Source organism: Acinetobacter sp. A1-4-2 (genome assembly GCF_040233925.1).
GTDB lineage: Bacteria > Pseudomonadota > Gammaproteobacteria > Pseudomonadales > Moraxellaceae > Acinetobacter.
In genome coordinates this window covers 1,056,663-1,082,632 of record NZ_CP157981.1, presented here as the reverse complement: position 1 = coordinate 1,082,632, position 25,970 = coordinate 1,056,663, and the positions used below count along the sequence as shown (strand labels likewise).

Here is a 25,970-nt window from a genome sequence, read left to right as displayed (position 1 = left end):
TAAGTATATTAAAATACTATTTATACCCTATTTTCGCAAAAAAAATTCAAATAAGGTATTCTATATTCAATAATAGATTATACAGCGATATGTACAGATCAATAGAAACGTTACTTGTCGAAATCCCAACTATCCGCCCTCACAAGATGGCGGTCGCGACAATGCAGACCCAGACATTGGTACTGATCAAAATTGAGACCCAGGACGGATTTACTGGCTGGGGTGAGGCAACCACAATTGGTGGACTGGGCTATGGTGAAGAAAGCCCAGAAAGCATCAAAATCAATATTGATACCTACTTCAGCCCATTGTTGAAGTCACTCAATCTACAAAACGTTGCGCAGACCATGCAAGTTCTGAAAAAAAATATCAATGGCAACCGCTTTGCTAAATGCGCAATCCAGACTGCTCTATTGGACATTCAAGCACAACGTCTAGGCTTACCGCTTTCCGAACTGTTGGGTGGTCGCCTGCGTGACAGCGTACCAGTGCTGTGGGTACTGGCTTCTGGTGATACTGAAAAAGACATTGCTGAAGCTCAGAAAATGCTGGCAGCAAAACGCCATAATTTCTTCAAGCTGAAAATTGGTTCACGTGCCGTCGAAGCTGATGTGGAGCATGTGCTGGCAATCAAGAAAGCACTCGGCAATGAAGTTTCGATCCGTGTTGATGTCAACCGTGCCTGGTCAGAACTGGAAGCCATTAAAGGTATTACCCTACTGCAAGAAGGTGGTGTGGATCTGATTGAACAACCATGTGCCATCGATAATATTGATGCCATGCAGCGCCTGACCCGACGTTTTGATATTGCCATCATGGCAGATGAATCACTGATGGGTCCAAGCAGTGCCTACAAGCTGGCTCGTACCAATGCAGCATCAGTATTTGCAGTTAAAGTAGCTCAATCCGGCGGTTTGCTAGAAGGTCGTGATGTGGCAACTATTGCCAATCTTGCAGGGATCGACCTGTATGGTGGCACCATGCTGGAAGGTTCTGTAGGAACAATCGCCTCTGCTCACCTGTTCTCGACCTTTGAAAATTTGGCATTTGGTACCGAACTTTTTGGTCCTCTGCTGCTCACTGAAGAAATTCTGAAAACACCATTGCAATACCAGAACTTTGCACTGCACCTGCCTCAAGGTGCAGGACTCTGCATTGAAATGGATGAAGATAAAATCGATAACCTTCGCCGCAAATAAGCGACACCATAACGGATCAAGGAGTGGAACATGCTGTTTCATGTACGAATGGATGTGAATATTCCGCTGGATATGCCAGCTGAAAAAGCCAATGAGATTAAGGCTATTGAAAAAGCTTATTCACAGGAATTACAGCAGCGAGGCAAATGGCGCCATATCTGGCGGATCACGGGCCAGTATTCAAACATCAGCATTTTTGATGTGGAAAGCAATGAAGAGCTGCACATGATTTTGCAAGGCTTGCCGCTTTTTCCCTATATGAACATCGAAGTGATGGCTTTAAACCGTCACCCATCTTCAATTCGTGAAGATGACCGTTAAGCAAATTCAGGCTAGACCTGGAAATCTCCGGGTCGGCCAAGTCTGAACACATCCAATCAGGATATTCAGAGGGTAATTAACAAGGATAGTGGCAGCCAGGTTTCAATCATGATGAGTGAAACACCAGCCACCAAATAAATAAGCATACTTAAGGAGCATTAGTATGAACCGTCAAGCAATCGACGCTTTAGTAAAAAAAATGAACGTGGACACTGCATCTGGTCCAGTGGATGAACGCGTTCAACAAGTGGTAGTACGTTTGGTCGCTGACCTGTTCCAGGCGATTGAAGACCTTGATCTGTCTCAATCTGAAGTATGGAAAGGTCTGGAATACCTCACAGATGCAGGTCAAGCCAACGAATTAGGCTTGTTAGCTGCTGGTCTGGGTCTGGAACACTTTCTGGATTTACGTGCAGATGAAAAAGATGCACAGGCAGGCATTTCAGGTGGTACACCACGTACCATCGAAGGTCCACTATACGTAGCAGGTGCACCTGAATCAGTCGGCTTTGCCCGTATGGATGACGGTTCTGAATCAGACAAAGTCGATACCCTGTTTATTGAAGGTATCGTGACAGATACTGATGGCAACATCATCGAAGGCGCAAAAGTTGAAGTTTGGCATGCCAACAGCCTGGGCAACTATTCATTTTTCGACAAGTCACAGTCTGACTTTAACCTGCGTCGTACCATTTTCTCTGATCAAGATGGCCGTTATGTGGCTCAAACCACGATGCCAGTGGGTTATGGTTGCCCACCGGAAGGTACAACTCAGTTCGTTCTAGACAAGTTAGGCCGTCATGGGAATCGTCCTTCACACGTGCATTACTTTGTGTCTGCACCAGGCTACCGTAAGCTAACCACTCAGTTCAATATTGAAGGTGACAAATACCTCTGGGATGACTTTGCATTCGCGACCCGTGAAGGTCTCGTAGCAACTGCAGTTGATATAACTGATGAAGCTGAAATTGCCCGTCGTGGTGTAAATAAACCATTCAAACACATTCAGTTCAACGTTGAGCTTGTGAAAGAAACAAAGACTGCTCCTTCTACTGAAATTGAACGTCGCCGCGCAAGCGCTTAATACATTCTAGAGAATGGATAGGACGAACCTATCCATTCTCTATTAACTGTAAAATGAATAAAGTTGTTATGGATTATAATTTTACAACACATTGATCAATAACAACTTTATTTTTAATTATATATCTATTATTCAGGCACCCTCATGATCGATAAAAGTTCTACTTCACTGATTGAAGCACTTTCCCAGATTAAGGATGGTTCGACCATCATGATTGGCGGTTTTGGTACAGCGGGTCAGCCGGCAGAGCTGATTGATGGCCTGATTGAGCTTGGCATCAAGGATCTGGTTATTGTGAATAACAACGCTGGTAATGGCGATTACGGTCTGGCCAAACTTTTAAAGACGGGTGCTGTGCGCAAGATCATCTGTTCTTTCCCGCGTCAGTCTGACTCTTGGGTGTTTGATGAACTATATCGTGCCGGCAAAATCGAACTGGAACTGGTTCCTCAAGGTAACCTGGCTTGCCGGATTCAGGCTGCTGGTATGGGTTTGGGTCCAATCTACACACCTACAGGTTTTGGAACATTTCTGGCTGAAGGCAAACCGACCCTAAACTATGAAGGTAAAGACTTCGTTTTAGAAAACCCGATCAAGGCGGATTTTGCCTTAATCAAGGCGCATAAAGGCGACCGTTGGGGCAACCTGGTGTACCGTAAATCTGCGCGTAACTTCGGTCCGATTATGGCGATGGCAGCAGACGTGACCATTGCTCAGGTATCTGAAGTGGTTGAACTGGGTGCACTGGATCCTGAACACATCATCACCCCGGGAATTTTTGTTCAACACGTTGTTCAAGTTAAACCTGCACAATAATCGGTATCGGAGAGAAACAATGAGCTATAGCAAACTGACCCGTGACCAGATCGCTGAACGTGTGGCACAAGATATTCCTGATGGCGCCTATGTTAACCTCGGCATTGGCTTACCCACCAAAATTTCCAGCTACCTGCCTTCAGACAAAGACGTATTCTTGCACTCTGAAAATGGCCTGTTGGCTTTCGGTCCTCCTCCTGCTGAAGAAGACCGTGATCCTGAGCTGATCAATGCCGGTAAAGAATTTGTGACCTTACTTGAAGGTGGTGCCTTCTTCCACCACGGTGATTCATTCGCCATGATGCGTGGTGGTCACCTGGACATCGCGGTATTGGGTGCGTTCCAGGTCGCTGAAAATGGTGACTTGGCTAACTGGCATACTGGTGCACCGGATGCGATTCCTGCGGTTGGAGGTGCAATGGACTTAGCCGTTGGTGCGAAAAAAGTATTCATTACCACCGATCACGTGACCAAGAAAGGCGAGCCAAAAATCGTGGCTGAGCTATCTTATCCTGCGACTGGCCTGAAATGTGTTGACCGAATCTATACAGACCTGTGTGTGATTGACGTGACACCTGAAGGCATGAAAGTGATTGAAAAAGTTGAAGGTCTGTCATTTGAAGAATTGCAGTCAATGACCGGTGCCAAACTGATTGATGCAACTCAATCAAATTAAGGGGAAGTCCCTTCTTTATTAAAGGAGGGATTTAGGGAGGATTTGAGGAATAAAACTACTTCATTAAATCCCTCCCTTGCGAAGCAATGCTTCTCACCCTTTAAAAAAGGGAGGAGTTTTCTTCTTTTAAATATGTGAGAAATACACAATGAAAAATGCATATATCGTAGATGCCATCCGTACCCCATTTGGCCGTTATGCCGGTGGCCTTGCTCCTGTTCGTACCGATGATCTTGGTGCACTTCCAATCAAAGCCTTAATGGAACGCAATCCATCAGTCAATTGGGAACAGGTTGATGACGTGATTTATGGCTGTGCCAACCAGGCCGGTGAAGATAACCGTAACGTGGGGCGTATGTCATCCCTGCTTGCAGGCCTGCCTTACCAAGTTCCAGCAACGACAATTAACCGTCTTTGTGGTTCATCACTGGATGCTATTGCCATTGCAGCACGTACCATCAAAGCAGGAGAAGCTGAACTGATTATTGCTGGTGGTGTCGAGTCAATGAGCCGTGCGCCATTTGTGATGGGTAAATCTGAATCTGCCTATGGTCGTAGGCAAAAAATTGAAGACACCACCATGGACTGGCGTTTCATTAACCCGAAACTGAAAGAAATGTACGGCGTAGAAACCATGCCGCAAACAGCTGAAAACCTGGCGGAACAGTTCAACATCAACCGTGCAGATCAAGATTTGTTTGCTTTAACCAGCCAGCAACGTACAGCGGCAGCACAAGCACGTGGTTTCTTTGATAAAGAAATTATTCCTGTGGTGATCCCGCAGCGTAAAGGCGATGCTGTTGTAGTGGATAAAGACGAACACCCACGTGCAACAACACCAGAAGCTTTGGCAAAACTGAAACCAGTCGTAAAAGCAGAGGGTACCGTAACTGCAGGTAATGCATCCGGTATTAATGATGGTGCAGCAGCACTGTTGATTGCATCTGACGAAGCAGTTGCTCAACATGGCTTAAAACCGCGTGCCAAAATTATCGGTTCAACAGTAGTCGGCGTTGAGCCACGCATTATGGGCTTTGGTCCGGCACCTGCCATCAAGAAATTATTGGCACAAACAGGTTTGACCATTGAACAGATGGACGTGATTGAACTGAACGAAGCCTTTGCAGCACAAGCTTTAGCATGTACTCGTGACTTAGGCATTGAAGATGGTTCAGAGAAAGTCAATCCAAATGGTGGTGCAATTGCTTTAGGTCATCCACTTGGTGCATCTGGCGCGCGTCTTGTAACGACTGCACTCAACCAGCTTGAACAGACTGGCGGTAAATACGGTCTGTGTTCAATGTGTATTGGTGTCGGTCAAGGCATCGCTTTGATTATTGAACGTGTCTAACAGACTATTAAAAATATAAACCTCCTCCCTGAATGTAGATTCAAAGTACTGCTTTGAATCAAATGCAAGAAAGGGAGGTCGGGAGGGATTTTAATGCCAACTTTTACATCGAATGATGCACAGATTAATTATCAAACCTTTGGTGATGCATCTAAGCCAGCCTTGATTTTTTCTAATTCACTCGGCACCAATTATGGGATGTGGCAAAAACAATTTAATCACTTCAAACAGGATTATTTTGTGATTTGCTATGACACCCGTGGTCATGGGGCTTCATCTGCGCCACAAGGTCCTTATAGCCTTGATCAACTGGGTCAAGATGTGGTGAATCTGCTTGATCATTTAAAAATTGAAAAAGCTGCATTCTGCGGTATTTCAATGGGTGGTTTAACCGGTCAATGGCTCGCTATTCATTATCCACAACGCTTTAGCCACGTGATTGTCTGCAACACCGCAGCCAAAATTGGTCAGGAACAGGCCTGGAATGAGCGTGCCGCATTGGTACGTGAACAAGGCCTTCAACCAATCGCTTCTACCGCAGCATCACGCTGGTTTACCGAACCCTTTATCCAAAGCAACCCAACAGTAGTTGAAAATCTTCAAAACGACTTGGAAGCTGGCAGCAGCGAAGGTTATGCAAGCTGTTGTGAAGCTTTGGCTAAAGCGGATTTACGTGAACAGCTGAAAGATATTCCTGTGCCGGTACTGGTAATAGCAGGTCAGCAAGATCCGGTAACTACAGTGGCTGATGGTCAGTTCATGCAAGAACGTATTGCCCATAGTCAGCTGTTTGAAATCAATGCCTCGCATATTTCCAATGTAGAGCAACCTGAAGCCTTTAATCAGGCGGTGCAAAAATTTATTGCAGCTTAAAAAAGCACAGAGCAAGAGTAAAAAAGCCACTTTTCGAAGTGGCTTTTTATCTTTTCCATCTTTTTCTCGCATCAGGCCCAGATCACTAAAATTGCCGCAATTACTACCAGCACCAATCCCCAATGCTCCGCACGGGCCAGTTTTTCTTTAAAGAAATAAGCGGAAATCAGCATACTAAACAGAATCTCGATTTGGCCTAAGGTTTTGACCACCGGTACACTCATCATGCTCATGGCAGTGAACCAGCCGAGCGATGCCATAAAGCTGCACACACTTACCTTAAAGGTTAGGCCCAAACGTTGCCACATGGCAATTAAAGTATGGCGACTAAACAGCCCCAGATAAAGCAGCATACTGATACACTGGAAACTGATCACCAGCAGTAATACCCATGCTGCACGGTGCAAGTTCGGTAAGTTGGTGAGTTCCAGACTGGCTTCTCGTACCAGTAGCGAAGTAATGGCAAAACTTAAACCGCTTCCGATGCCAATAGCCAGTGTTTTGGCTGAGAACCCGGCCATCTGCTGGCCTTTACTCAGCAAAAATACCGCATAACCACCCAGTGCCACCCCAATCCAGGCCAGAAAGGACAAATGGTCAGCCAGAAAAGTTACGCCAATAATCGCGGCCAGTATCGCTTCACTTTTAGCCAGCCCTACCCCAATCGCGTAATTTTTTTGCTTAAACAGCTGTACCATCAATGCAGTGGCTAAAATCTGGCTGGAAGCTGCAATCACAATGTAGACCCAGAACTTTGGCGTGAAGTGGACGATACTTTTAATCGGCTTGAAATAATACAGACTGCTGAGGTAAAGAGCAGCAAATGGCAATCCAAAAATAAACCGGGCCAGAGTGACTCCCCAGACATCTACCGTGGTACTCAGCTGCTTTTGAAAGGCATTACGCCAGGCCTGCATAAATGCAGCCATCAAGGTAAAGAAAATCCAGCTGATTGCCATGAATTTTGCGCCAGTGCATTAAAAGTCAATTAATTTTATGCCAGTGATAGTTAAATGACTAATTAAAAAAGGAATGCCTTTTAATAGCTTAAAGTTTTCCTTTCTACCTGAAATGATAAAAATTAATTGAACCCAATTGTCGATTTTTTATGTTAATTTGGCACCATAATTGCTTGATAAATGCGGTGAAGATAGGCACCCAAGTTCGCATTTCTATCTGTTTAAAGTATGTAATTAAACCTCAAGTCTAATTGCATTACCCAGCAGTTTACTGCAATATGAAATGCAATAACTACAAGTGTTTATCAGTGAAGATCGGACACACCTCTACCAGATAGCCGGACGCCATCCAGGGTAAGGAACAGAATGACCAGCTTAAATTATTATCAAACCATCTTTGATAAGGCGGGTGATGCTATTTTTGTGCATGATATCGGCAGTGTTGAGTTCATGGACGTCAATGAAGCAGCTGAAAACCTCACCGGTTACAGCAAATCCGAATTAACAAAAATGAGTGTGGAAAAAATCAGTGCGCATAGCCACGGTTTTAATTTTAACCATGCCTTAAAAAAGGTTCAACAAGCCGCCAGCCATGAAGCGATTACGTTCGAATGGATGATTCAAGCGCAGAATCAACAGCAGATTCCTGTTGAAGTTTGCCTGAAAACCGTTGAAATTGAACATCAGCCCAAACTGTTGGCTTTGGTTCGTAATATTAGCGAAATCAAGAAATATCAGTATCAGCTGCAGTCTAAAGATCAGTATTTCAAGATGCTGCTGGAAAACTCGGGTGATGGCATCGCGATTCTGGATCTGCAAGGCAAACTGCTGTATGCCAGCCCTTCTCTGCAACATATTTTGGGTTATCGTGACCGCTTTGTTTTAAATAAAAATGTCTTGAGTGTCATTCATCCGGATGACCGTATCAAAGTCCGGCAACTGTTATTTAAAAAACCAGATGAACAGTCCATTGGAGTGCTGCATTATAAAATTTTGCACCATAATGGTAAATGGCGGCACCATGAAGCAACCTATCGCAACCTGCTCGACCATCCGGATATTCAGGGAATTCTGATCAATTACCGCGACATTACAGAACGGCTTGAAGCGGAAGAAATGGCGCGGGCGCGGGAACGCCAGCTGGGCCATATGTCACGCTGTAAAACCATGGGCGAACTTGCGACAGCACTGGCGCATGAACTGAACCAGCCTCTCGCTGCACTCAATAATTATGTAGGTGGCAGCATTATCCGTATTCAAAATGGTCTGGCCAATACCACTGAAACGCTGGATGCCATGAATGCCGCACTGGATCAAACCAAACGGGTCAACCAGATTATTCACAGTATGCGCAGCTTTTTGCGCAAAGGCGAAGCCAATTTTCAGGTTTATTCGCTAAATAAACTGATTCAGGATCTACATCCCCTGGTTGGACTGAAAGCTGATCAGGGTGGCTGTACCATTCATTATGAACTGAGTGTGACACCAGTTTCTATCTCTGCTGATGAAACCCTGTTTAGCCAGGTCATCATTAATCTGGTCTTTAATGCGGTAGATGCGTTGCAACGTAATCCTGAAGGTCAGCGTGATATCTATATCCGGACCTGGCAGCATAACCAGCATGCCCGGATTGCGATTGCTGACAATGGTCCGGGACTGCAAGGACAAAATCCGGAACAGCTGTTCGAGTCTTTTTATTCGAGCAAGAAAGACAGCATGGGTATCGGACTGACTTTATCGCGTAGCATCATTGAAAACCATCAGGGTTATTTATGGGTCTGCCAAGGTGAATCCGGCGCGATTTTTAATATTTCATTGTCTGCACAGGAGCGTGCTAAATGTATTTAAATAATTCTCATGTTCCCGAGCCCATTGTCTATGTGATTGATGATGATCAGGATATCCGGAATTCATTGACCTGGTTGTTAGACTCTGTTCAGCTAGAAACCAAAGCATTTAGCAATGCGACCGAATTTTTAAATTACCCGCGGCCAAATACCCCAACCTGTTTAATTCTGGATATCCGCATGCGTGGCATGAGTGGTCTGCAGTTACAGCAACAGCTTAATCAGCAGAAAGCCTACATTCCGATCATTTTCATGACTGGTCATGGGGACATTCCAATGTCGGTAAATGCCATGAAAGCCGGTGCTTTTGATTTTCTGGAAAAACCCTTTAATCCGCAGCATATGCTGAACCAGATTCAGGCCTGCCTGCAACAGGCAGAACAGGACTTTGTCGCAGCTGAAAATCGCAAACAGCAATTGTTGAAACTGCAATCCTTGTCACCACGGGAAAACGAAATTATCAATTTGCTGGTGGATGGTCTGTCCAGCAAACATATCGCACAGATGCTGAATATTAGCCATAAAACTGTCGAGATTCATCGCACCCATATCCGTCAGAAACTGGGCACTGAGTCGATCGCACAGATTGTGAATATGGTGCTGATGTGCCGGGACAAAACTATACAGGCGATGGGTTAACCATCGCCTGTATAGTTTCATTCAAATTAAGTTAGAAAAAGCGGTCAAAGTGAATCTGTTGTTGTGGAATACCTGCCTGATGCGCCATCTGTTCAATGGATTTCACCATCGGCGGTGGCCCTGCACAGTAAATCTCATGTTCAAGTAATTGCTCGCCCAGCACATCATTGATTACATCATGAATGAAACCGGAACGGATGCCGTCTATCAGTTCTGAAGACGTGGCAGGCACGTAATTGAGACGTTCACCCAATTCGGTCCAGTCCCTGAGCTGATTTTCGGTCAACAAATCGCGTTGTTCACGTCCACCGTGGAAGAACCAGACCTTGTGATGTTGCAGATGCGGATTGACTGCAACCCCACGGGCAATGGCCAACATGGGTGCAAGACCCGAGCCACCAGCCACGCAAACAATCGGACGTGGCTGTTCCTGCAAATGCGCCAGACCATAAGGTCCGTCAATCTGAATCACAGCATGTTGTCGTTGTTGCTCATCAAACAGTAAATTGGTCATCTTGCCATCCGGCACACGGCGAATCTGGAAGACCCACAGTCCTTCATCATTCGGCAAGTTCGACATTGAATAGGCACGCAGTAATTCCTGATTCACCCAGAGCAATGCATATTGCCCTGGAATAAATTGGGCTGGTTCATCCGACTGCAAATGAATTTCTAAAATATCATGGGTAATCGGCTGGACATGCTTGAGCTTGACGGCTTGCTGTTTTGGCAAAATTTTAGGCGTGCATTGTTCGTCTAAACGAACCTTGATCACACAGTCCGATTTAGGCCGGCACTGGCAAGCCAATACACGTCGCTTACGTTTATCGCGATCAGACAATCCGGGTGCGTCTTCCCACAGATTTTCCACCTCACCTGACAACACTTCAATTTTACAGGTTCCGCAGCCACCGGCATTGCATTCATAAGGCAAGCCTAAACCTTCACGCAAACCGCCGCGCAGCAGAACATCGTCTGCTGCGCATTGAAATTGCCCCTGTCCTTCAATCTGGATTTTATACATAGCGCGTTACTCCACCAAATACACCTGACCATCACGTACAAATGAGGTGTAGGTTTTAAGCGGAATACTGCAAGGTGCACCACACGGCTCACCGGTTTTAATATCGAAAGCGCCAGCATGGAACGGACATTCCACTTCGCAGCCATCAACTTCACCATCAGCCAAAGATGCATCGCCATGGGTACAGGTATCATCGGTGACATAAAATTCACCATCTTCCAGATGAAAAACCGCCAGTGGTGGATAACCCTCAATAATCACCTGTAAACCTTCGCCTTCTTCAATATCCGAAGTGAGGCAAAGAAATTTTTCAGCAATATTGTTCACTTGAATATTCATGCACTCAACTCCTCAATCGGTGAATCTGTCGCTTCAGGCCCCAGAGTGTGATAGCCCCCATCGGCATGGATGGTGCTACCAGTGAGTAATTTGGCTTTTGGACTGCAGAGTAGGCTTAAAGCTTCTGCCACTTCTTCTGCATCGGCAATACGACCCAGTACATGGAAACGGCCGGCAACACGATCGGTTTTAGGGCGGTCATCGCCTGAAATCATCTGCATCGGGACAGACCAGGTCCAGCCCAAAGACAAGGCATGGACACGAATGCCATCACTGGCGAGATCTAACGCCATACTTTTGGTCAGCTGTTCTAAAGTGGCTTTAGATGCCGGATAAACCCAACGCTCTTTTTGAGCAATGCGGGCGCTGACACTACTAATATTGATTACAGCCCCATCATTGCTGGCCTGCAGCATTGGTCTACATGCCTGTACCAATGCTGCATGACCAAACACGGTCACATTAAAGGTATTTTGCCAATCTTGACGTGTCGACTGAGATCCATGATCTTCATACAGACAGGCCAGATTCACCAAAATATCCAGTTGTGTAAGTTTTTCACTTAATGTCTGAATGCTGTCATCGTTTGCCAGATCCAGATATTCATACGTCGCATTGGTGTTAGTCGCAACTTGCTGCCCCAAGGTTTCATTAATATCAGCAATGATGACTTCGGCACCTAAGCTCTTTAATTCTTTGACTACAGCCTGGCCAATGTGAGTCGCTCCCCCCGTGACCAGCACCACTTTATTCTTGAGATCAGTCATGAAACCTCCTTGTACTGCGGCCACTCATTGAATTGTCCTTTACAGAACAGCAATGGACGTTGGTTGCTGTGACGGCATTGCTCAATTTTTCCGAGGAAAATTTGATGATCCCCTGCTTCAATCTGCTTTTCATTTTTGCAAACGAACTGCACTACACAACCTTCTAGTACTGGTGCTTTAGACTGTTCAATATTCCACACGCCATGCTGAAATTTATCGGCAATCGGCTTGGCAAAGTTTAGACCAATCTCTTGCTGATCTACTCCCAGAATATTGATGGCAAAATATTCTGCTGTTTCAAAAATAGTGCGACTTGGGGAGTGATTCACCAGACTCCACAATACCAGTGCTGGATCTAAAGACACTGAACTAAATGAATTAATGGTTAACCCTACAGGCTGTTGCTGCTTATCCAAACAGGTCACGATGGCGACACCTGTGGCAAAGCCCCCGAATGCCTGCCGAAGCGATTTCGCTTCAGCAAGATCAACATCCTGCCATAACACTTCAGGCAGCTGCATGATTAAACTCCTTGCGTGACAGGTATTCTTTTGCTCCTTCTGCACCATCAACCGCTGGCCAGAAACCACGTGGATGGTTGAAGTGCCCCATAAAGTCATCAGCAATGACACTGTTTTGTGCTGCTGCACCCAGAACCTGAAGCAGGCTTTCGCTTGGTGGATTCAGCAACAGGTTGGTAAATTCAGTGGTATAGCGGCCTGAATATTCCCAGAAGTCATCAAAGACTTGTGTCATCCATTCAGCAGTAAAGGCTTCTTCACCATGCGCCAGAATGGCCTGTAAATAATGCTCCACCATACGAGTGGCATTATTTGCTCCCTGTCCGGCAATTGGGTCATTGACCATCACTGTGTCGCCGATGCCCCAAATTGCAGCGCCATTTTCCAAAGTTGCGACTGGATAACGGACTTCCGGACGGAATGCCCCTTTCAGCCAGGCATTCGGATCACTCAGTTCGATATTGTCCACCATGCGGAAGCTCTGGTCTGGAGTCACTTTGGCTACTGCTTCTTTCATGCGTTGCAGCATTTCGTCACCGCTGGTCACGTCATCAAAGATATCCATCGGGCCATTTGGTACGCATTCGAACAGGAAGCTACGGCATGGACCATGGGTATGGCTGTAAAACGGCATGCTGAAATATTCACCCGCGCCGGCAATAAAGTTAAAGTGCAAGGTTTGCGACGGCTGCCCCTGCCAGCTGTCTGGACCGCAAAGGTCATCACCCACCACCAAAGCAGCAGCCAGTTTACGTGGCGGAGCCTGATGTACTGAGCGGGATTCATTGCGCTTGAACAGGCTGGTGATATTGCCCTTGCCGGCAGCCAGAATCGTCAGATCATTTTCGGCAGAAATCATTTCCAGATCCTCTGGTGACACATTCTGGATTACCAGCTTGCCGCCACGACGTGGATATTCTTCTAGCCAGCGGTGGTATTTGGTGCGCTGGTCCATGGCAATGCCTTTATTTTCATGCAGAAAACCAGTCAAAGGCAGTGCAACCGTACCGTCTGGCGCACGGAAGTCGACATGAATCGCCTCTCCATGATGTGCCTTACCATCCCAGAAATTCAGGCCCAGTTTGCGTTCCACTTCCAGGGTATTGGCGAAGAACATGGTGGTGCTGACCATACGGCCATGTAGCAGTTCATCTGCTGGACGGTCGACATATAAAGTGACGTCATATTTGTGTTCGAGTAATGAGAATGCCAGTAATAAACCTGCCTGCCCACCACCAATAATTGCGATTTTTCTCATCTCTTGAATTCCTCTTTGCGCCGTGTCTGATGCAGCAGCTGTTTTTATGTGTGCGCTCAAGTTGTCGGATACGGCTGATTAAACGTCAGGTTCAGTTCCACGCGGTCAAATTTCCAGAGCCCGTCTTCGTCTTGACGGACACTGGAAGTATAAAATCCTCCCAGACAGCTGGTGGTGGCTTGCATGCCTTTCTCGGCAAGGTTGCAGACTTCCCAAAGCATCCAGCTGACATTGGCATGCTGATGATCCAGCACTTCGATATCTGGCATGGCCATAATGTGCAGGCTCCATAGCACCTGAGCTTCGGCAATCCCAGACAGCGCATCCAGAATGTTTTGCCGGCCCTGATATTCGCCAAAACCTTTGGCACACCAGACCGCATCTTCATGAAACAGATGCTGCATAATGACTGGATTGTTGCGCTGGTCCGCTGCGGTTGCGTAACGGCCGACTAGGCTGCGAATGGCTTCGCAGCTTTCCAGATAATGCAAACGCGCTTCCAGATTGTGCTGGTTCATCTTCATTTCCTTTTAAACGTTGACCACGTCACCGCTTTCATAGACAAAGCGGGTTTCTTCAAAGGCATATGGCACACCGACTGAACCTTTATACAGTTCGATATGCGGTGCAATTTCTGCAAAGCTCAGGCTGAGCCAGTACAGCTTATGCAGCTCTTCCGGCAATGAGCCCAATGGATATTGGTCTAATGCCGCCAGCAGGTTACGCATTTCCGGAAGAATCGCATCATAGAATGCCTGCAGCTCTTCCTTGGTTGAGTTCAGACGGGTCATATGACGCTGTTTAGCTGTTTCCAGTGCCCACTTCGCTACAAAAGGTTCCAGAGCAGCAAAGTCAGCCGGCAGTTGTGAAATGATGTTTGACATGTGCATTCTCCTTATGCGCGATTCAGGTATTGTTCAAGAACGTGGTAACCGTGACGGATCAGGATTTCTTCATCCTGTAAATGCATGACTTTCTTGGCTTTAGATTCCAGGGCTTCTTGGGTATCTTCCATGGTTGCGGTATCTTCTAACCAGGCATTACGCTGCAGTACCTGAGCAAATTCTTGTGCCCAGCGCTCTGAATAGGTTTTCGCTTTAGGCAGGTAATAACGGCCTTCCCAACGGGTTTTGTTATGACCGACTGGCCAGAACTGGTGGGTAAACCATACGCCTTCTGTCACATGCACCAGAATGTTCGGGAAAATGACGGAAAGCTCGAATGAAAAATCATCACGGTCATTTGGATTCACTGACTTCGGTAACTGCGTACGTTCGTAGTGATTGACCAGTGATGCTCCGGTAATTTCTCCGGAAAGCGCCGCAGCTGGTTTCGGATTGGCATTTTTGGTGAGGCAGACCGCACAGGTACGATGATCGCCAAACAGTTGTACTTCTTGCAGGCCAGATGCAAAGACATTCGGGAATGAACCAGCATGGATGGTGGCTACGTGATAAGCCTCCGCAAAAGCATCATGCGCGACTTTCCAGTTACAGTTCAGCACCGTGTTATAGGCAAAACATTCTTCCATTTCATGGAAGGGATAACCGCCCAGGTGCTCCCCCATACCGCCCAGGAATTCTTCTACACTTTGAGTACCTTCATTATCCAGGTTTACGAAAATAAAGCCTTCCCAGACTTCAGTACGGACTGGTGCCAGACCGTTATGGCCTTTGTCAAAGCAGGAAGTGAACTTTTCCTCTTCTGGTACGCTGACCAGATCACCTTTGGCATCATAGACCCAGCCGTGGAAACGGCAGGTCACAACCGCAGCTTTGTTTGAACCGAAAGTTTCGTTGTCAGTTTCCACCACAACCTTGTTGCCTCGATGCGAACAGATGTTGTGAAAGCCACGGATCTCGCCGTCTTTGCCATGCATAAGAATCACGGAAGTTTTAGCAAAATCCAGACGTTTGACCTTGTAATCACCTTTCTTTGGAATTTCTTCAACACGACCGACTTTCAGCCAGACTTTAGAAAATACCTTGTCGATTTCTTCCTGATAGATTTCCGGTGAAATACATGGCTCGGTTGGAATAGGCTCAATACCGAGTTCAGGATAAAGTTCGCCCCAACGGAGTTTAGAATTACTGTTCATATAACATTCCTGTTCAAGTTTCTAAGTTCTTTACTTTTAATAGGCAGTGGCGTGGCACCACTGCAGCTGTTGTTAAATACAGTTTTGATTAAAGTTGATAGTGTTCGCGCACCAGATCTGCGATGCCGAGTTTTTCCAGAATTGGCATTGGACACAGGAACGTGGCTCGTACCATACCCGGCAGACGGCTGATTTCAATCGAACCGGTAATGGTGCAGCGGTTCATGACTTCGTCATAGCTCAAACCCGTAGTTTTAGCCGCGCGATTCAGTGCATTTTCAGTCGCATCATTCAGGTTTTTACCGGTACCCATAAAGGTGATTGGACCGCTTTCTTCGATTTCGGTCTGGCCCCAGCGTTCGCCGAGTGCTTTCACTTTCTCTTTTTCTTCTTTGGTAAATGGACGGGCCATCGGTGGAAGATCATCTGGTGCCTGTAGCAGGATTGGACCATCAATGGTCAGACCTTTAATCACTTCGACTTGCAGTTCTGTTTCACCAGATACATCTGTGGCATGACCGGCAATTTCGCCATTGCCTTGCTGTGCATGCATGTCGCCCATGTACACACCGGCTCCTGGCACCTTAACCGGACAGATCAAGATACAACCCGGACGGATTGAGTTAGTGTCCATATGACCATCGGTTTTTGCTGCAACAAGCTCATCTTCTGTCATGCCAAATTTATGCGGTGCATTAATAAGGTACTGACCAAAGTCATGACAGTTATGTGAGTCTGGTAAGTCACGTGAAGGTGTTGTACCAATATTGCCTAGGAACGGACGCATATGTGCTGCTACACCCGGCATGTCAGCACGTGCCAGTGACAGGATCGAATGTTGTGCTGCATGTTCAGGCAGTGCAGATAATTCATTCGCATTGCCAGCCAGCTTATTAGCAATTTCCTGGTTTACAGTCAGACTCACTTTGTTTTCTTCATCCAGCACGATCACATAGCCATGTGAAAACTCAAAAGCACTGACTTCTGCATCACAGTTTTTGCAACGGATGGCATCTTCACCAATGCCTTCAACATAGCTTGCCGGTTGTTCTGTACCACATGCACTACAATATTTCGCCACAAACGGGTCGCCATGGTAGCGTCCTTCAACAAAGCTCATGACACCTGAAGACGTCGCAATCGAAGTCACTTTCATTTTCTTGATTTTAAGTGCAACCGCATCACCCACTTCTGCACCTTCAATAAACACAGGCAATGTCACTTCATGACCGCCCTGGAATGCAGGCGTAATCATCGGACCCCAACAGCCTGGAGGTGTACCGGTTTTTAAAGTTCCGCCATTTTTTAGTGGGCCTAGCATGCGTTGGCTAGGACCGACTATCCCGCCTGAATATTCATTCACAATTAAATAGTCCACTGCATTGGCACTGCCTGCTGCAAAATCCTGGTTATCGAGTTTCATATGCGTTCCCCTAATTCAATGTCTTGGTCTTAAAATGGAATGGTGATATCAAGTGCGAATTTCTGACCTTCAGGTCGGTTTTCCACATCAAATTCTTTCTGGTATTTGGCGGCGACAGCGACACCTTTTGGAAATTGATAACGTACTTGTGGACCAATGCTGGCTGCCTTTGCCTTGAAATCGCCTAGCACGGCTCCTTCACCGGAGTCACCTTCAAGTTGGCGATGCACATAACCGCCTAGACCGACTGCCACAGGTCCCATGTGCTTGGCGACGAGGTAATCTACATGTAAGGCATTACCCGACTCATAATTGGTATCTTTGTTTTCAAAGTTGATGTCATACATCCACTTGGTGCTGACTTCGATGCCTTGCTGGTTCAGATAAGTTGCAGAAACAATCGGTTGAATGGTGTAGTAGTTACGGCCGATATTGGCTAGGCGGTTTTTATTGTAGGAACCAACTGGGATATAGAAATCGACACCCGTTGCCACATGCCAGTCACCTTTGTGCCAGCCCAGCAGGAATGGATCGAGAATCACATCACCCAGTGCAGTTTTTTCATCCTGTCCACCGCCCAAAGTGATGTCGGCATTGGCATACACTAAAAACGCATGCATGCCCCAGGTTGCACCTAGAAAGGTTTTGTCACTGACATACACACCACGCGCGACTGTGGCAAAGGTATCGAGTTTGAAATCATCAAATACCGGATGATCATTTTTGAATTTGTCTGCTGAATAAAACTGGTTGTAGCTCACCAGATAAGTGCCTGGTGGTGGCATCGCACCACCCAGGAAACTTTCAGTACCGTCCGGATAGGCACTACCGCCATTTTCAGCTGCAAATGCGAATGGTGCACAGCTGATCAGGCTTGTGGTCAATGCCACTGATTTCAGATATTTGCTTAGCATTTACAGCTTTCCCCTAATTCTCTAAGTCTTTATTTGCAGAGCTTTCGAAGCCTCAAGCACATGACTTAATCTAGACCTGAAACATGGCAGGGAAATATAAGGACGAATCTGTGCTTTTATCAGGAAAAAGCTAAGGACTGATAGTCAAAATCGTGTAATGCAATAAGGAAAATACCGACAGAATCTATAAAAATACCTATTTGTATAGGTAGATATACCTATGAACAGCAATTAATAACTGAACTACACCTGATTTTTCCGAGACCATTTTTCCTAAGAAAATGTCCCGATGAAACCGAAAACCATCTTTAAAATTTTACTCATTTCTTGAAAAAAAATTTTTAATCTTCGTCTTTACTTAAATAATGATTTTTTTAAAAGCCATTGAAATATAAGTTTTTGTTTTTAATTGCTTTATATAAGTGGTATGACCCTTGCAATATTCCTTATGTTCTAAAGAGTTGGAACATTGAATATTTAAAGGAATAAACCCGATGAAAAAAAACCTATATGTCAGCCTTTGTTTAACTGTATTAGCTCAAATTTAACCTGACAGGCACAATAAAAAATGGGTAACTGTCAGATCAGGTTTGAGCTAGTACATATAAACAGTTTTGCTTATAAGCTCTTAAATCTGATAGGCATATCTGAATAGCCACCGATTTTGTAGACACCTTTTAGTTAGATAAAATGGCTAATTAACGAGGTGCTTATGAGCAGTAAACGATATCCTGAAGAATTCAAAATTGAAGCAGTAAAACAAGTCACTGAGAAAGGTCATAGTGTGACCGAAGTTGCTGCACGTTTAGGAACCACCACACATAGTTTATATGCCTGGATTAAACGTTATGATCCACAGCAACCCAAGACAACAGAATCTACTGATCCAAGTGCAGAATTGGCAAAGTTAAAAAAAGAGCTGCAAAGGGTCACTGAAGAAAGAGACATATTAAAAAAGGCCGCGGTGTACTTCGCAAGCCAGTCCAAATGAGGTACGCCTTTATTCAGGACAATCAGCACATATGGCCTGTCCGTCGTTTATGTTCAGCTCTGGATGTTCATCACAGTGGTTATTACGCATGGTTAAAGCAACCCACCAGTAAAACTGCGAGGAAACGGCAACAGCTTTCAGGATTGATTAAACAGTTCTGGCTGGAATCTGGTGGTATCTACGGCTATCGCAAGATTCACTGTGATTTAAAAGATGTTGGTGAAAGTTGCGGGATTAATCGAGTACATCGGCTCATGAAGGCGAATGGTCTCAAATCACAGCGTGGCTATCGTAAACCTAGAGCTCACGCTGGTAATCCAGCTATCGTTGCCGCAAACACTTTAGACCGCCAATTTAATCCAACTTATCCCAACCAAATATGGGTGACAGATATTACCTATATCCGTACTCATGAAGGGTGGCTATATCTCGCAGTTGTGATTGACCTGTTTTCACGTCTTGTTGTTGGCTGGTCGATGAAATCCAGAATCACGACAGACCTGGTTTTAGATGCATTATTGATGGCTTTATGGCGAAGAAACCCAAAGAACAAAGTCCTAATCCATTCTGACCAAGGCAGCCAATACACCAGCCATGAATGGCAGACATTTCTCAAGCATCATAATCTTGAAAGTAGTATGAGTCGTAGAGGGAATTGCCATGACAATGCTGTTGCAGAAAGCTTCTTTCAGCTATTAAAGCGGGAACGAATTAAGAAGAAAATCTATGCATCAAGAACTGAAGCCAGATCGGATATTTTTGAATATATTGAGATGTTCTACAATTCAAAACGCAGACATGGTTCCAATGGTCAGCGTTCTCCATTAGATTATGAAAAGGCCCATCAAAAGATGGTTATGTGTGTCTAGAATTTTGGTGGCTATTCAATCCCCATACAAACTAGAACTTCTACAATGTCAACATATTTGTCTAGCATTTTCTTAGCTACATGGAAAAGTTAAAATGACTTTTAACTAAAGATTACTACTGTAATCTTTAGTTCGTATATTTAAGACTTAAATTAGTTTAAAAATTTTTCAATTAATTTGTGATGGCGTCCGCCTAACTGCATCAAACTATTAGGCTATAAATTAAAGGTGCTTTCCTAATCAGGTGAATGAGATTCATCCACGTATAGCAGTGCTTGTATTAGTTCAGACTCGATCGGACATAGCTCTATTTTAAAGAAGCCAATATCATCCCATTTTTTTGAAAAGACCAAGCTCTTATCGTGTCATTATTACCACCATTGCCAACTATTATTGCTAAAGGACATGGTAATAATTCAATATTCTTCCCAGAAAACTCAAGAAAGCTTTTACTATCTTGTAGAGACAGATTGGGTATTAACTCTGAGTGGGTATGCCAATATCCTACCAAAACTAACCCTTGATTTTGATGCTCCAGAACTTCCTGCTTACACCTATTGACATCTAGTTCCAACCATGTTGGACCAGAACGATCAGCATTATGTGGAGGTGTAGCTACTACAAGCCATAAACCATCCGACATACTTGTATCAATAAATAACTGCCCGCCTTTCTCATCTTCTTTTGATTTTTGTTGATGAGTAAAGAATATGTCTACCACCTGTGTGGACACTTTTAATTCTACACCAAGCGATTCCCATCGCCATTCCCAAGCTAGATCATAGCTCATAGTACACTACTCCTCTGGCCACTCTCTGGAAATGACAATTTGCTTGTAACCTTCAGGTACATTCGGTCCTACGTATGTACCGTTCAATTCACGTATCTTTTTAATGTCACCTATACTAGTAACCCATGTCTCAGATTCTATTTTTCCAGTAAGTACATCAAATACCGATTGAGCTGTTATTGTCGCTATTGTATTAATTCCAATAGGGCCACCAGGTATAAAAGCCTCTCCACAACCTGGAAGTGGGATGACCCCATTATCCTTCCATTCTGAATGTCGGTGTAAAAAGCTTCCATGCTCATCAAATAAGTAACGTCCATCAGTCATACTATTTGGTCTAGTTATCAACACATGCCCTATGATTGCATGAGGCTCAGCCCAAGCTTGAATTAAAGCCCACTTAGGTTGCCTAACTTCATGTAATAACCATATAAACTCTTCTGAATTCCAATCAGCGGTTGTAATTACCACTATATCCATTTCATCAAGCAGGCCAATATTATTAATACATTCATACTGAATATATTCGGGAATTGATGTGATGGTAATATGGGACAAATCTTTTTGGATTCGCTCTTTTAATGCTTGGGTCTTATATTTACCTAAGTCATCTACGCCTAAAATATGTCTTCCTAAATTTGCACTTTCAAACCTATCAGGATCAACAATGGTGATGTCAGTAATACCTGCCCTCACTAGATGCATAACGACCGAACTACCTAAAGAACCTGCACCAATCACTGCTACTTTTTTACCAAATATATCATTATTTGCTAGCTCTATATTTCTTGAGTGGATTACATTATTTGCCAACAAATGTACTGAACTAAGCTCCAAATTTGTTAATTTTACATTGCTATCCTGTTGAACTCTTAATCGACGTCCAGCCCTTTTACCATAAATTTGTCTGCTATAACTTTTAATCCCTCTGTGTTTAAGAGTTATCGCTTTAATAATTGGTGGATCAGTATTCGGAAGCTCTAATAACAACCATCTAATAGGATAGCTATGGTTTCTTTTATCCCATTCTATTAACTTCCAATAATCCTCGGAAGATATATGATCTTCAATCCATTCAAAAACTTGATGAGAATTAGGAGTTTGAACAGTTGGATAAGAATTTAAACGAATAAAATATGCTACAGATGCTAAAACTGATACCTTCTCTACTCTGTTTAATATTTTAGAAAGATGCTTTTCTATCGTTGGTTGCTGTGATGCTAACCATACAACTTGATGACGTTTTATTCCTCCCCTTTGATCAGTGAGTCCAAAAAGTTCGCCATTAGTTGAGGGATGTTCCAATACAACAAGCTGGTGGTTATTAATTTTTAATTGTAGTCCCCAATAAGAAGCTAACTCTCTATAAAATTCCTCATTTCTATTACTTTCAATAGAAGAAGGTAATACAAGCTCTAATATCTTTGATAACCTCTTCAATGCATCATTTACTACACTTGCAGCAGAGTTTGCGGCTGGATGCTCCCCAAACCCATACAAACATAAAGATTGTGGCATTGCATGAGGCCATAAAAGCCAAGGTGAAGGGCTTATTTGTAGGCGCAAGCCAACTGTTGGAAAGCCTTCACAAAAGCTAATCCTGAGTATTCGTGAAACACCTAAAAAGTCCTCAGGTAAAGGAAATTCATATGCCAGTACCTCCTTTTCTTTAGGATCTGTTTCTTTAAGCAAAGACATAGCATCTTCACCTAAATATTGGTGTAAAAATGCTATGCCTTGTCTTATTTCTGGAGTGACTTTTTCCATCTTAACCAAGTCGACCTACTGGTTCATTTGAAGTATGAATTGATGCTGTAGATGAAGAGGATCCGGTTAAGGCATTTAATGCTAGAGCATTAAGCGTTATTTGAGAGCTTCTACCAGGTAATGTCCATGATTTATCAGGAACATTTATAATTTGCTCTTGGATGAATGCTCTTTGGACTCCAAAACTTTCAATAAGCTTATTTTCAAATGATGCTGAATTACCTAAGTCATTAAGTCCTATTAATACACTTTCTAAAGCTTGTGAATGCCATGCAAAAAACGCTTCTCGATAAGATTCACCCTCACCATTTGGACGATTCCATTTTTCAGCAAAGTTTTCACCTGAATCTTTAGGGTTCAATACAGCAAAGCCTTCATCAACTTGGGTTATAAACTGTGGCATATATGCAATGATTTTTACAATTGCCTCAATTGGCCTTAGAGCCTGAGCCTGTGATTGTTTATAAACTTTCTCATATGCTTTGGCAGCTAGAGTTGTTATCACTGCAGAAATCGGTCGATACTCAGGATTTTCTGCATTTAATGCCCACTGATCACGATGTCTTTTTAGTAATTTAATAGTTGCTCTTAATGGATTATGTTCAGCGTAGTCTTCATATAAAGGCAAAGGATCTTGAGTTGCACTATCCATAAGAACTTTGTCGCCAGCCATTTTTCGAATAATTTGGATTTCCAGCTTAGCCAAATTTTCTAGCCACAGTGAATAATCACGAGGTGTACTGCACTTCCAACCAGTCTCTCTATCTGGGACCTCTAAATTTCCATAACCGGCTGATTGATCATTACCTTGTGCATTTCGTGCAGGTGTAACATCTATGTGGAACCCTGGATTTTCATCTGCATAAACAATTCTAATGCCTCTACGCAAAGGTTTAATGGGGGTACTAGTTCTAGTCCCTTCTTCGAAACGCCTTGTTAGTACATCTAATACTTCTTTTGAATCTACATTTTGTGCGTTAGGAAGTAAGACAATAGCATCAGCATCAACATTGGCCATATCCCCTTCTGCTTCAGGAGATGGCTTGATTGTTGTCTTTAATCCAATCGAACCTTGCACAAAAATATGAGCATCTTTTAATATTTCATCGTCAGCTACATTTAAAATTGCTTGTAGATTACTATATCTATCTGTTATTAAATCGTATTGAGCATGGGTTAATGAAATTTTTTGAACAATATTCATTAAAACCACTTCCCAACTATCTATTTGTGTTGGATGCTGCGCTTGTGTTAACAAATTCATATCTTATCCCCATTTTTTTCTTTTAAAATTAAATTAAAAAGCTCTGCTTGAAATATAGAATCCTGCAAAGCATTGTGATTACTAGTTAGTTTCGCCTTCAGCCGTTCAACTATTTTACTAGATTTAGTATCAGTCCAATTGACATCAAAACAGCCAAAATACATAGATTTAATATCTATGGAGGTATAGCCGAAAGGATTACTTCCTAGATATTTATGGAAGTAATAATTTATAAACGACCAGTCAAATCCAACGTTAAACCCTACAAATATAGGTATTTCATTCGCTTTAATATTTTGATCAATCCACTTAGAGCATTCTGTCATAGCCACATTAGCCAATAGACCTGTACTTAAAAGAGTATCTAAGTTAAACCCTGTCACTGATAATGCCTCAGGGTCATACTTGTTTGAGGTTGGCTTTAACTCACAATAAAAATTGACTGATGGTTTATCAACCAAACACATACCAATTGACAATAGATCATAGTCACCAGGTATAGGACCCGATGTTTCTATATCCACTGAGATAAATACTTCTTTTTTCTTAGCTGTCATATTAATAGTTCAAAAAATGCATATTAATTAAAATTTAGGAAATATTTATTTCCTGACCAGTCGCAACCAAGCTAACTTTTTCTGCACCAATTTGGATAGTAGATTCAAATGGACCTTTGTTGCCAGTACCAGGTTTTCGTTCATACAAGATAAAATCAGCATGATGGCGAGCCTGCATTTTTTGACCTAATCGTACACATGCAGTCGTTGGTGCAACCATAATTAAGTGAACTTTCTGAAGTCTCCATTCATCTTGAATCTTTTTATAAGCACTATCAATCGCTTCACCTAAATGCTCTAAATCTTTAGGGTGAGTGATAGCATTAAAAGAACACTCATCAAGTGTTATTTCTATAGTTGGCAAGATAAATTCGTTATTGAATAAATGTTCGGGCAATTCAGATCCAGGGATTTTGGCAGTTATATTAACCAATAAAAGAGCTTCGCTTTCCCCATCAAGTTTCTCTTTCTGTGTTAGTACATTGAACTTATTTTCTTGTGGCTCAGCTACTTCAGGCCATGCCCATTGTTTGCCCTTACCAAAGACTTTTTGTCTATGAAACTGAAATAAAGCAATACTTGAAGCATCGCCTATAATTCTCCCACTCAAAATTAAAACCGACATTCCATGTAATGGAAAGATTGCTAGTATCTTTGGTCTATAATCATTTGCAGCTTTATGCAAGATTTTTTTTAAAATTGGAAAATCTTCCGTTTTAAATAACTCAAATATATTCACCCAATAATTTGGGTTATTGGATGCACTAAAATAATCTGGGTTCTTTAAAATTCGGTGCGGCTGAGAAAAGCTTTTCATTTCTTCTCGCCACATAGCCTCCTCAGCATTTTGACTATTAAAAATAAAAGGTTGCCCCTCAATTTTTCCACCAATAACTATCATTTCCGCTTCTGGAAATTTCAAACAATCTAATAATCTCTTTACTTCATTTACACTTTTTTCCCTCATTTCACGCAGAATTTCAACACTGTAGTTATGAGGCTCAATTTTATCTATTAAACGATGACATTTATCGCATAAAAGCATGATATTAGTTGGTTCATCAGCGAATTTTTCAGAATCACTATTACCTCTTGGTCCATCCTCAGAAGATGCAACGATATGAGCATAATAGCTATAGTTCCCACTCATACTAGAAGTTAAATGTTCTCTTAAATCAATTCCACAACCTGAGAATTGACATCTCCAAGCTGCATCATACATAACTTTATTTTTCGTTTGAGACGATACTTCTCCCTTTCTCCCACCTGAAGTCAAATTAATTGAAACCTTGATCCATTCATCAAGTATGTTTAGAGTTGAGAGAATTTTAGCTTCTTCAAACTTAGGATTATCTAATGTCAGATCTTTAGAAGTAGACTCAAGTATTAATACTCTTTTAGTCTTTATCAGTGATTTTAGAAAAGCACGAGTTTCTTTTCCTAACTCCCCATACCCCAACTCAATCCAATCATTATTTTCGTTATTTAAATAAATTTTGGTGTAAAACTTATTCACAAACAGCAACACCTTCAAGGAAGTATTAGAAACCTTCTCCTTTAAAACGGTTGCAAATTCAGCATCATCAAATGGGTGTGACATTATGTCTTTATCTCATTTTTACT

General features: G+C 43.3%; 26 protein-coding genes. 10 read left to right on the top strand and 16 right to left on the bottom strand.

Annotated features, from left to right (window positions below; all coding sequences use genetic code 11):
- Positions 1-89 precede the first annotated feature (89 nt).
- The 7 genes from ABJ384_RS05310 (at position 90) to pcaD (ending at position 6,320) form a co-directional block, all read left to right on the top strand.
- The gene (locus tag ABJ384_RS05310) at positions 90-1,199 is read left to right on the top strand and encodes a muconate/chloromuconate family cycloisomerase (protein WP_349929332.1); all 1,110 of its coding nucleotides are present in this window, start codon (positions 90-92) and stop codon (positions 1,197-1,199) included.
- A gap of 30 nt (positions 1,200-1,229) precedes the next feature.
- Positions 1,230-1,520, top strand: a complete 291-nt coding sequence (catC, locus tag ABJ384_RS05305) for a muconolactone Delta-isomerase (RefSeq protein ID WP_349929330.1) — start codon at positions 1,230-1,232, stop codon at positions 1,518-1,520.
- A gap of 163 nt (positions 1,521-1,683) precedes the next feature.
- Entirely contained in the window at positions 1,684-2,604 is a 921-nt protein-coding gene (catA, locus tag ABJ384_RS05300) for a catechol 1,2-dioxygenase (protein ID WP_349929328.1), read from the top strand.
- A 144-nt stretch (positions 2,605-2,748) separates the two neighbouring features.
- Positions 2,749-3,420, top strand: coding sequence for a 3-oxoacid CoA-transferase subunit A (locus tag ABJ384_RS05295; protein WP_349929327.1), 672 nt, complete (start codon positions 2,749-2,751; stop codon positions 3,418-3,420).
- 19 nt (positions 3,421-3,439) lie between these two features.
- Positions 3,440-4,096, top strand: coding sequence for a 3-oxoacid CoA-transferase subunit B (locus ABJ384_RS05290; protein ID WP_349929325.1), 657 nt, complete (start codon positions 3,440-3,442; stop codon positions 4,094-4,096).
- A gap of 148 nt (positions 4,097-4,244) precedes the next feature.
- A complete protein-coding gene (gene pcaF / locus ABJ384_RS05285; protein ID WP_349929324.1) occupies positions 4,245-5,447 on the top strand; it encodes a 3-oxoadipyl-CoA thiolase in 1,203 nt (400 codons plus the stop codon).
- 93 nt (positions 5,448-5,540) lie between these two features.
- Positions 5,541-6,320, top strand: a complete 780-nt coding sequence (pcaD, locus tag ABJ384_RS05280; protein ID WP_349929322.1) for a 3-oxoadipate enol-lactonase — start codon at positions 5,541-5,543, stop codon at positions 6,318-6,320.
- 71 nt (positions 6,321-6,391) lie between these two features.
- Here the strand turns inward: pcaD and ABJ384_RS05275 are convergent, their stop codons facing one another.
- Positions 6,392-7,279, bottom strand: coding sequence for a DMT family transporter (locus ABJ384_RS05275; protein ID WP_349929320.1), 888 nt, complete (start codon positions 7,277-7,279; stop codon positions 6,392-6,394).
- Between the two features lie 366 nt (positions 7,280-7,645).
- Between ABJ384_RS05275 and ABJ384_RS05270 the strand changes: the two genes are divergently transcribed.
- The gene (locus ABJ384_RS05270) at positions 7,646-9,127 is read left to right on the top strand and encodes a PAS domain S-box protein (RefSeq protein WP_349929318.1); all 1,482 of its coding nucleotides are present in this window, start codon (positions 7,646-7,648) and stop codon (positions 9,125-9,127) included.
- The gene (locus ABJ384_RS05265) at positions 9,118-9,765 is read left to right on the top strand and encodes a response regulator (protein WP_349929316.1); all 648 of its coding nucleotides are present in this window, start codon (positions 9,118-9,120) and stop codon (positions 9,763-9,765) included. Before ABJ384_RS05270 ends, ABJ384_RS05265 begins: the two co-directional genes overlap by 10 nt.
- A 31-nt stretch (positions 9,766-9,796) precedes the next feature.
- Here the strand turns inward: ABJ384_RS05265 and ABJ384_RS05260 are convergent, their stop codons facing one another.
- The 10 genes from ABJ384_RS05260 to ABJ384_RS05215 all read right to left on the bottom strand — a co-directional run bounded on the left by ABJ384_RS05260 (position 9,797) and on the right by ABJ384_RS05215 (position 18,109).
- Positions 9,797-10,789, bottom strand: a complete 993-nt coding sequence (locus tag ABJ384_RS05260) for a 2Fe-2S iron-sulfur cluster-binding protein (protein ID WP_349929315.1) — start codon at positions 10,787-10,789, stop codon at positions 9,797-9,799.
- 6 nt (positions 10,790-10,795) lie between these two features.
- Complete coding sequence (locus ABJ384_RS05255; RefSeq protein ID WP_349929313.1) at positions 10,796-11,128, bottom strand: non-heme iron oxygenase ferredoxin subunit; 333 nt, start codon at positions 11,126-11,128, stop codon at positions 10,796-10,798.
- A complete protein-coding gene (locus ABJ384_RS05250) occupies positions 11,125-11,895 on the bottom strand; it encodes an SDR family oxidoreductase (protein ID WP_349929311.1) in 771 nt (256 codons plus the stop codon). The genes ABJ384_RS05255 and ABJ384_RS05250 overlap by 4 nt, the downstream gene beginning before the upstream one ends.
- On the bottom strand, positions 11,892-12,416 hold the full coding sequence (locus ABJ384_RS05245) for a flavin reductase family protein (RefSeq protein ID WP_349929309.1): 525 nt from the start codon (positions 12,414-12,416) through the stop codon (positions 11,892-11,894). The genes ABJ384_RS05250 and ABJ384_RS05245 overlap by 4 nt, the downstream gene beginning before the upstream one ends.
- Positions 12,403-13,674, bottom strand: a complete 1,272-nt coding sequence (locus ABJ384_RS05240; protein ID WP_349929308.1) for a styrene monooxygenase/indole monooxygenase family protein — start codon at positions 13,672-13,674, stop codon at positions 12,403-12,405. Before ABJ384_RS05240 ends, ABJ384_RS05245 begins: the two co-directional genes overlap by 14 nt.
- Before the next feature lie 56 nt (positions 13,675-13,730).
- Entirely contained in the window at positions 13,731-14,192 is a 462-nt protein-coding gene (locus ABJ384_RS05235; protein WP_349929306.1) for a nuclear transport factor 2 family protein, read from the bottom strand.
- Between the two features lie 12 nt (positions 14,193-14,204).
- A complete protein-coding gene (locus tag ABJ384_RS05230) occupies positions 14,205-14,558 on the bottom strand; it encodes a hypothetical protein (RefSeq protein ID WP_349929304.1) in 354 nt (117 codons plus the stop codon).
- Between the two features lie 11 nt (positions 14,559-14,569).
- Entirely contained in the window at positions 14,570-15,772 is a 1,203-nt protein-coding gene (locus ABJ384_RS05225) for an aromatic ring-hydroxylating dioxygenase subunit alpha (RefSeq protein ID WP_349929302.1), read from the bottom strand.
- Positions 15,773-15,860: 88 nt separating this feature from the next.
- Positions 15,861-17,195, bottom strand: a complete 1,335-nt coding sequence (locus ABJ384_RS05220) for an acetamidase/formamidase family protein (RefSeq protein WP_349929300.1) — start codon at positions 17,193-17,195, stop codon at positions 15,861-15,863.
- A 29-nt stretch (positions 17,196-17,224) separates the two neighbouring features.
- A complete protein-coding gene (locus ABJ384_RS05215; protein WP_349929298.1) occupies positions 17,225-18,109 on the bottom strand; it encodes a transporter in 885 nt (294 codons plus the stop codon).
- Between the two features lie 712 nt (positions 18,110-18,821).
- Here ABJ384_RS05215 and ABJ384_RS05210 point away from each other — a divergent pair.
- A protein-coding gene (locus tag ABJ384_RS05210; protein ID WP_349927412.1) for an IS3 family transposase occupies positions 18,822-19,969 on the top strand; the annotation gives its coding sequence in 2 pieces (ribosomal slippage) (positions 18,822-19,068 and positions 19,068-19,969; 1,149 coding nt in all).
- Between the two features lie 307 nt (positions 19,970-20,276).
- On the opposite strand, the gene ABJ384_RS05205 is transcribed toward ABJ384_RS05210, so the two are convergent.
- Genes ABJ384_RS05205 through ABJ384_RS05185 form a run of 5 tightly spaced genes read right to left on the bottom strand, consistent with a single transcriptional unit; the run spans position 20,277 to position 25,947 of the window.
- Complete coding sequence (locus ABJ384_RS05205) at positions 20,277-20,759, bottom strand: Mov34/MPN/PAD-1 family protein (protein WP_349929296.1); 483 nt, start codon at positions 20,757-20,759, stop codon at positions 20,277-20,279.
- Positions 20,760-20,765: 6 nt separating this feature from the next.
- A complete protein-coding gene (locus tag ABJ384_RS05200) occupies positions 20,766-22,526 on the bottom strand; it encodes a ThiF family adenylyltransferase (protein ID WP_349929294.1) in 1,761 nt (586 codons plus the stop codon).
- 1 nt (position 22,527) lies between these two features.
- Positions 22,528-23,790, bottom strand: a complete 1,263-nt coding sequence (locus tag ABJ384_RS05195; protein WP_349929292.1) for a nucleotidyltransferase — start codon at positions 23,788-23,790, stop codon at positions 22,528-22,530.
- On the bottom strand, positions 23,787-24,347 hold the full coding sequence (locus ABJ384_RS05190; RefSeq protein ID WP_349929290.1) for a 3'-5' exonuclease: 561 nt from the start codon (positions 24,345-24,347) through the stop codon (positions 23,787-23,789). The genes ABJ384_RS05195 and ABJ384_RS05190 overlap by 4 nt, the downstream gene beginning before the upstream one ends.
- Positions 24,348-24,381: 34 nt before the next feature.
- Positions 24,382-25,947, bottom strand: a complete 1,566-nt coding sequence (locus tag ABJ384_RS05185) for an SAVED domain-containing protein (protein WP_349929288.1) — start codon at positions 25,945-25,947, stop codon at positions 24,382-24,384.
- Positions 25,948-25,970 lie beyond the last annotated feature (23 nt).

What these genes read in the sequence shown, in the direction of transcription:
- ABJ384_RS05205 (WP_349929296.1), bottom strand. Translation starts at nt 20,759, where the DNA reads ATGAGCTATGATCTAGCTTGGGAATGGCGATGGGAATCGCTTGGTGTA.
- ABJ384_RS05260 (WP_349929315.1), bottom strand. Translation starts at nt 10,789, where the DNA reads ATGTATAAAATCCAGATTGAAGGACAGGGGCAATTTCAATGCGCAGCA.
- pcaF (WP_349929324.1), top strand. Translation starts at nt 4,245, where the DNA reads ATGAAAAATGCATATATCGTAGATGCCATCCGTACCCCATTTGGCCGT.
- ABJ384_RS05240 (WP_349929308.1), bottom strand. Translation starts at nt 13,674, where the DNA reads ATGAGAAAAATCGCAATTATTGGTGGTGGGCAGGCAGGTTTATTACTG.
- pcaD (WP_349929322.1), top strand. Translation starts at nt 5,541, where the DNA reads ATGCCAACTTTTACATCGAATGATGCACAGATTAATTATCAAACCTTT.
- ABJ384_RS05185 (WP_349929288.1), bottom strand. Translation starts at nt 25,947, where the DNA reads ATGTCACACCCATTTGATGATGCTGAATTTGCAACCGTTTTAAAGGAG.
- ABJ384_RS05230 (WP_349929304.1), bottom strand. Translation starts at nt 14,558, where the DNA reads ATGTCAAACATCATTTCACAACTGCCGGCTGACTTTGCTGCTCTGGAA.
- ABJ384_RS05270 (WP_349929318.1), top strand. Translation starts at nt 7,646, where the DNA reads ATGACCAGCTTAAATTATTATCAAACCATCTTTGATAAGGCGGGTGAT.
- ABJ384_RS05190 (WP_349929290.1), bottom strand. Translation starts at nt 24,347, where the DNA reads ATGACAGCTAAGAAAAAAGAAGTATTTATCTCAGTGGATATAGAAACA.
- ABJ384_RS05225 (WP_349929302.1), bottom strand. Translation starts at nt 15,772, where the DNA reads ATGAACAGTAATTCTAAACTCCGTTGGGGCGAACTTTATCCTGAACTC.
- ABJ384_RS05275 (WP_349929320.1), bottom strand. Translation starts at nt 7,279, where the DNA reads ATGGCAATCAGCTGGATTTTCTTTACCTTGATGGCTGCATTTATGCAG.
- ABJ384_RS05250 (WP_349929311.1), bottom strand. Translation starts at nt 11,895, where the DNA reads ATGACTGATCTCAAGAATAAAGTGGTGCTGGTCACGGGGGGAGCGACT.
- ABJ384_RS05310 (WP_349929332.1), top strand. Translation starts at nt 90, where the DNA reads ATGTACAGATCAATAGAAACGTTACTTGTCGAAATCCCAACTATCCGC.
- ABJ384_RS05195 (WP_349929292.1), bottom strand. Translation starts at nt 23,790, where the DNA reads ATGAATTTGTTAACACAAGCGCAGCATCCAACACAAATAGATAGTTGG.
- ABJ384_RS05220 (WP_349929300.1), bottom strand. Translation starts at nt 17,195, where the DNA reads ATGAAACTCGATAACCAGGATTTTGCAGCAGGCAGTGCCAATGCAGTG.
- ABJ384_RS05245 (WP_349929309.1), bottom strand. Translation starts at nt 12,416, where the DNA reads ATGCAGCTGCCTGAAGTGTTATGGCAGGATGTTGATCTTGCTGAAGCG.
- ABJ384_RS05215 (WP_349929298.1), bottom strand. Translation starts at nt 18,109, where the DNA reads ATGCTAAGCAAATATCTGAAATCAGTGGCATTGACCACAAGCCTGATC.
- ABJ384_RS05265 (WP_349929316.1), top strand. Translation starts at nt 9,118, where the DNA reads ATGTATTTAAATAATTCTCATGTTCCCGAGCCCATTGTCTATGTGATT.
- ABJ384_RS05295 (WP_349929327.1), top strand. Translation starts at nt 2,749, where the DNA reads ATGATCGATAAAAGTTCTACTTCACTGATTGAAGCACTTTCCCAGATT.
- ABJ384_RS05255 (WP_349929313.1), bottom strand. Translation starts at nt 11,128, where the DNA reads ATGAATATTCAAGTGAACAATATTGCTGAAAAATTTCTTTGCCTCACT.
- ABJ384_RS05235 (WP_349929306.1), bottom strand. Translation starts at nt 14,192, where the DNA reads ATGAACCAGCACAATCTGGAAGCGCGTTTGCATTATCTGGAAAGCTGC.
- ABJ384_RS05200 (WP_349929294.1), bottom strand. Translation starts at nt 22,526, where the DNA reads ATGGAAAAAGTCACTCCAGAAATAAGACAAGGCATAGCATTTTTACAC.
- catA (WP_349929328.1), top strand. Translation starts at nt 1,684, where the DNA reads ATGAACCGTCAAGCAATCGACGCTTTAGTAAAAAAAATGAACGTGGAC.
- ABJ384_RS05290 (WP_349929325.1), top strand. Translation starts at nt 3,440, where the DNA reads ATGAGCTATAGCAAACTGACCCGTGACCAGATCGCTGAACGTGTGGCA.
- catC (WP_349929330.1), top strand. Translation starts at nt 1,230, where the DNA reads ATGCTGTTTCATGTACGAATGGATGTGAATATTCCGCTGGATATGCCA.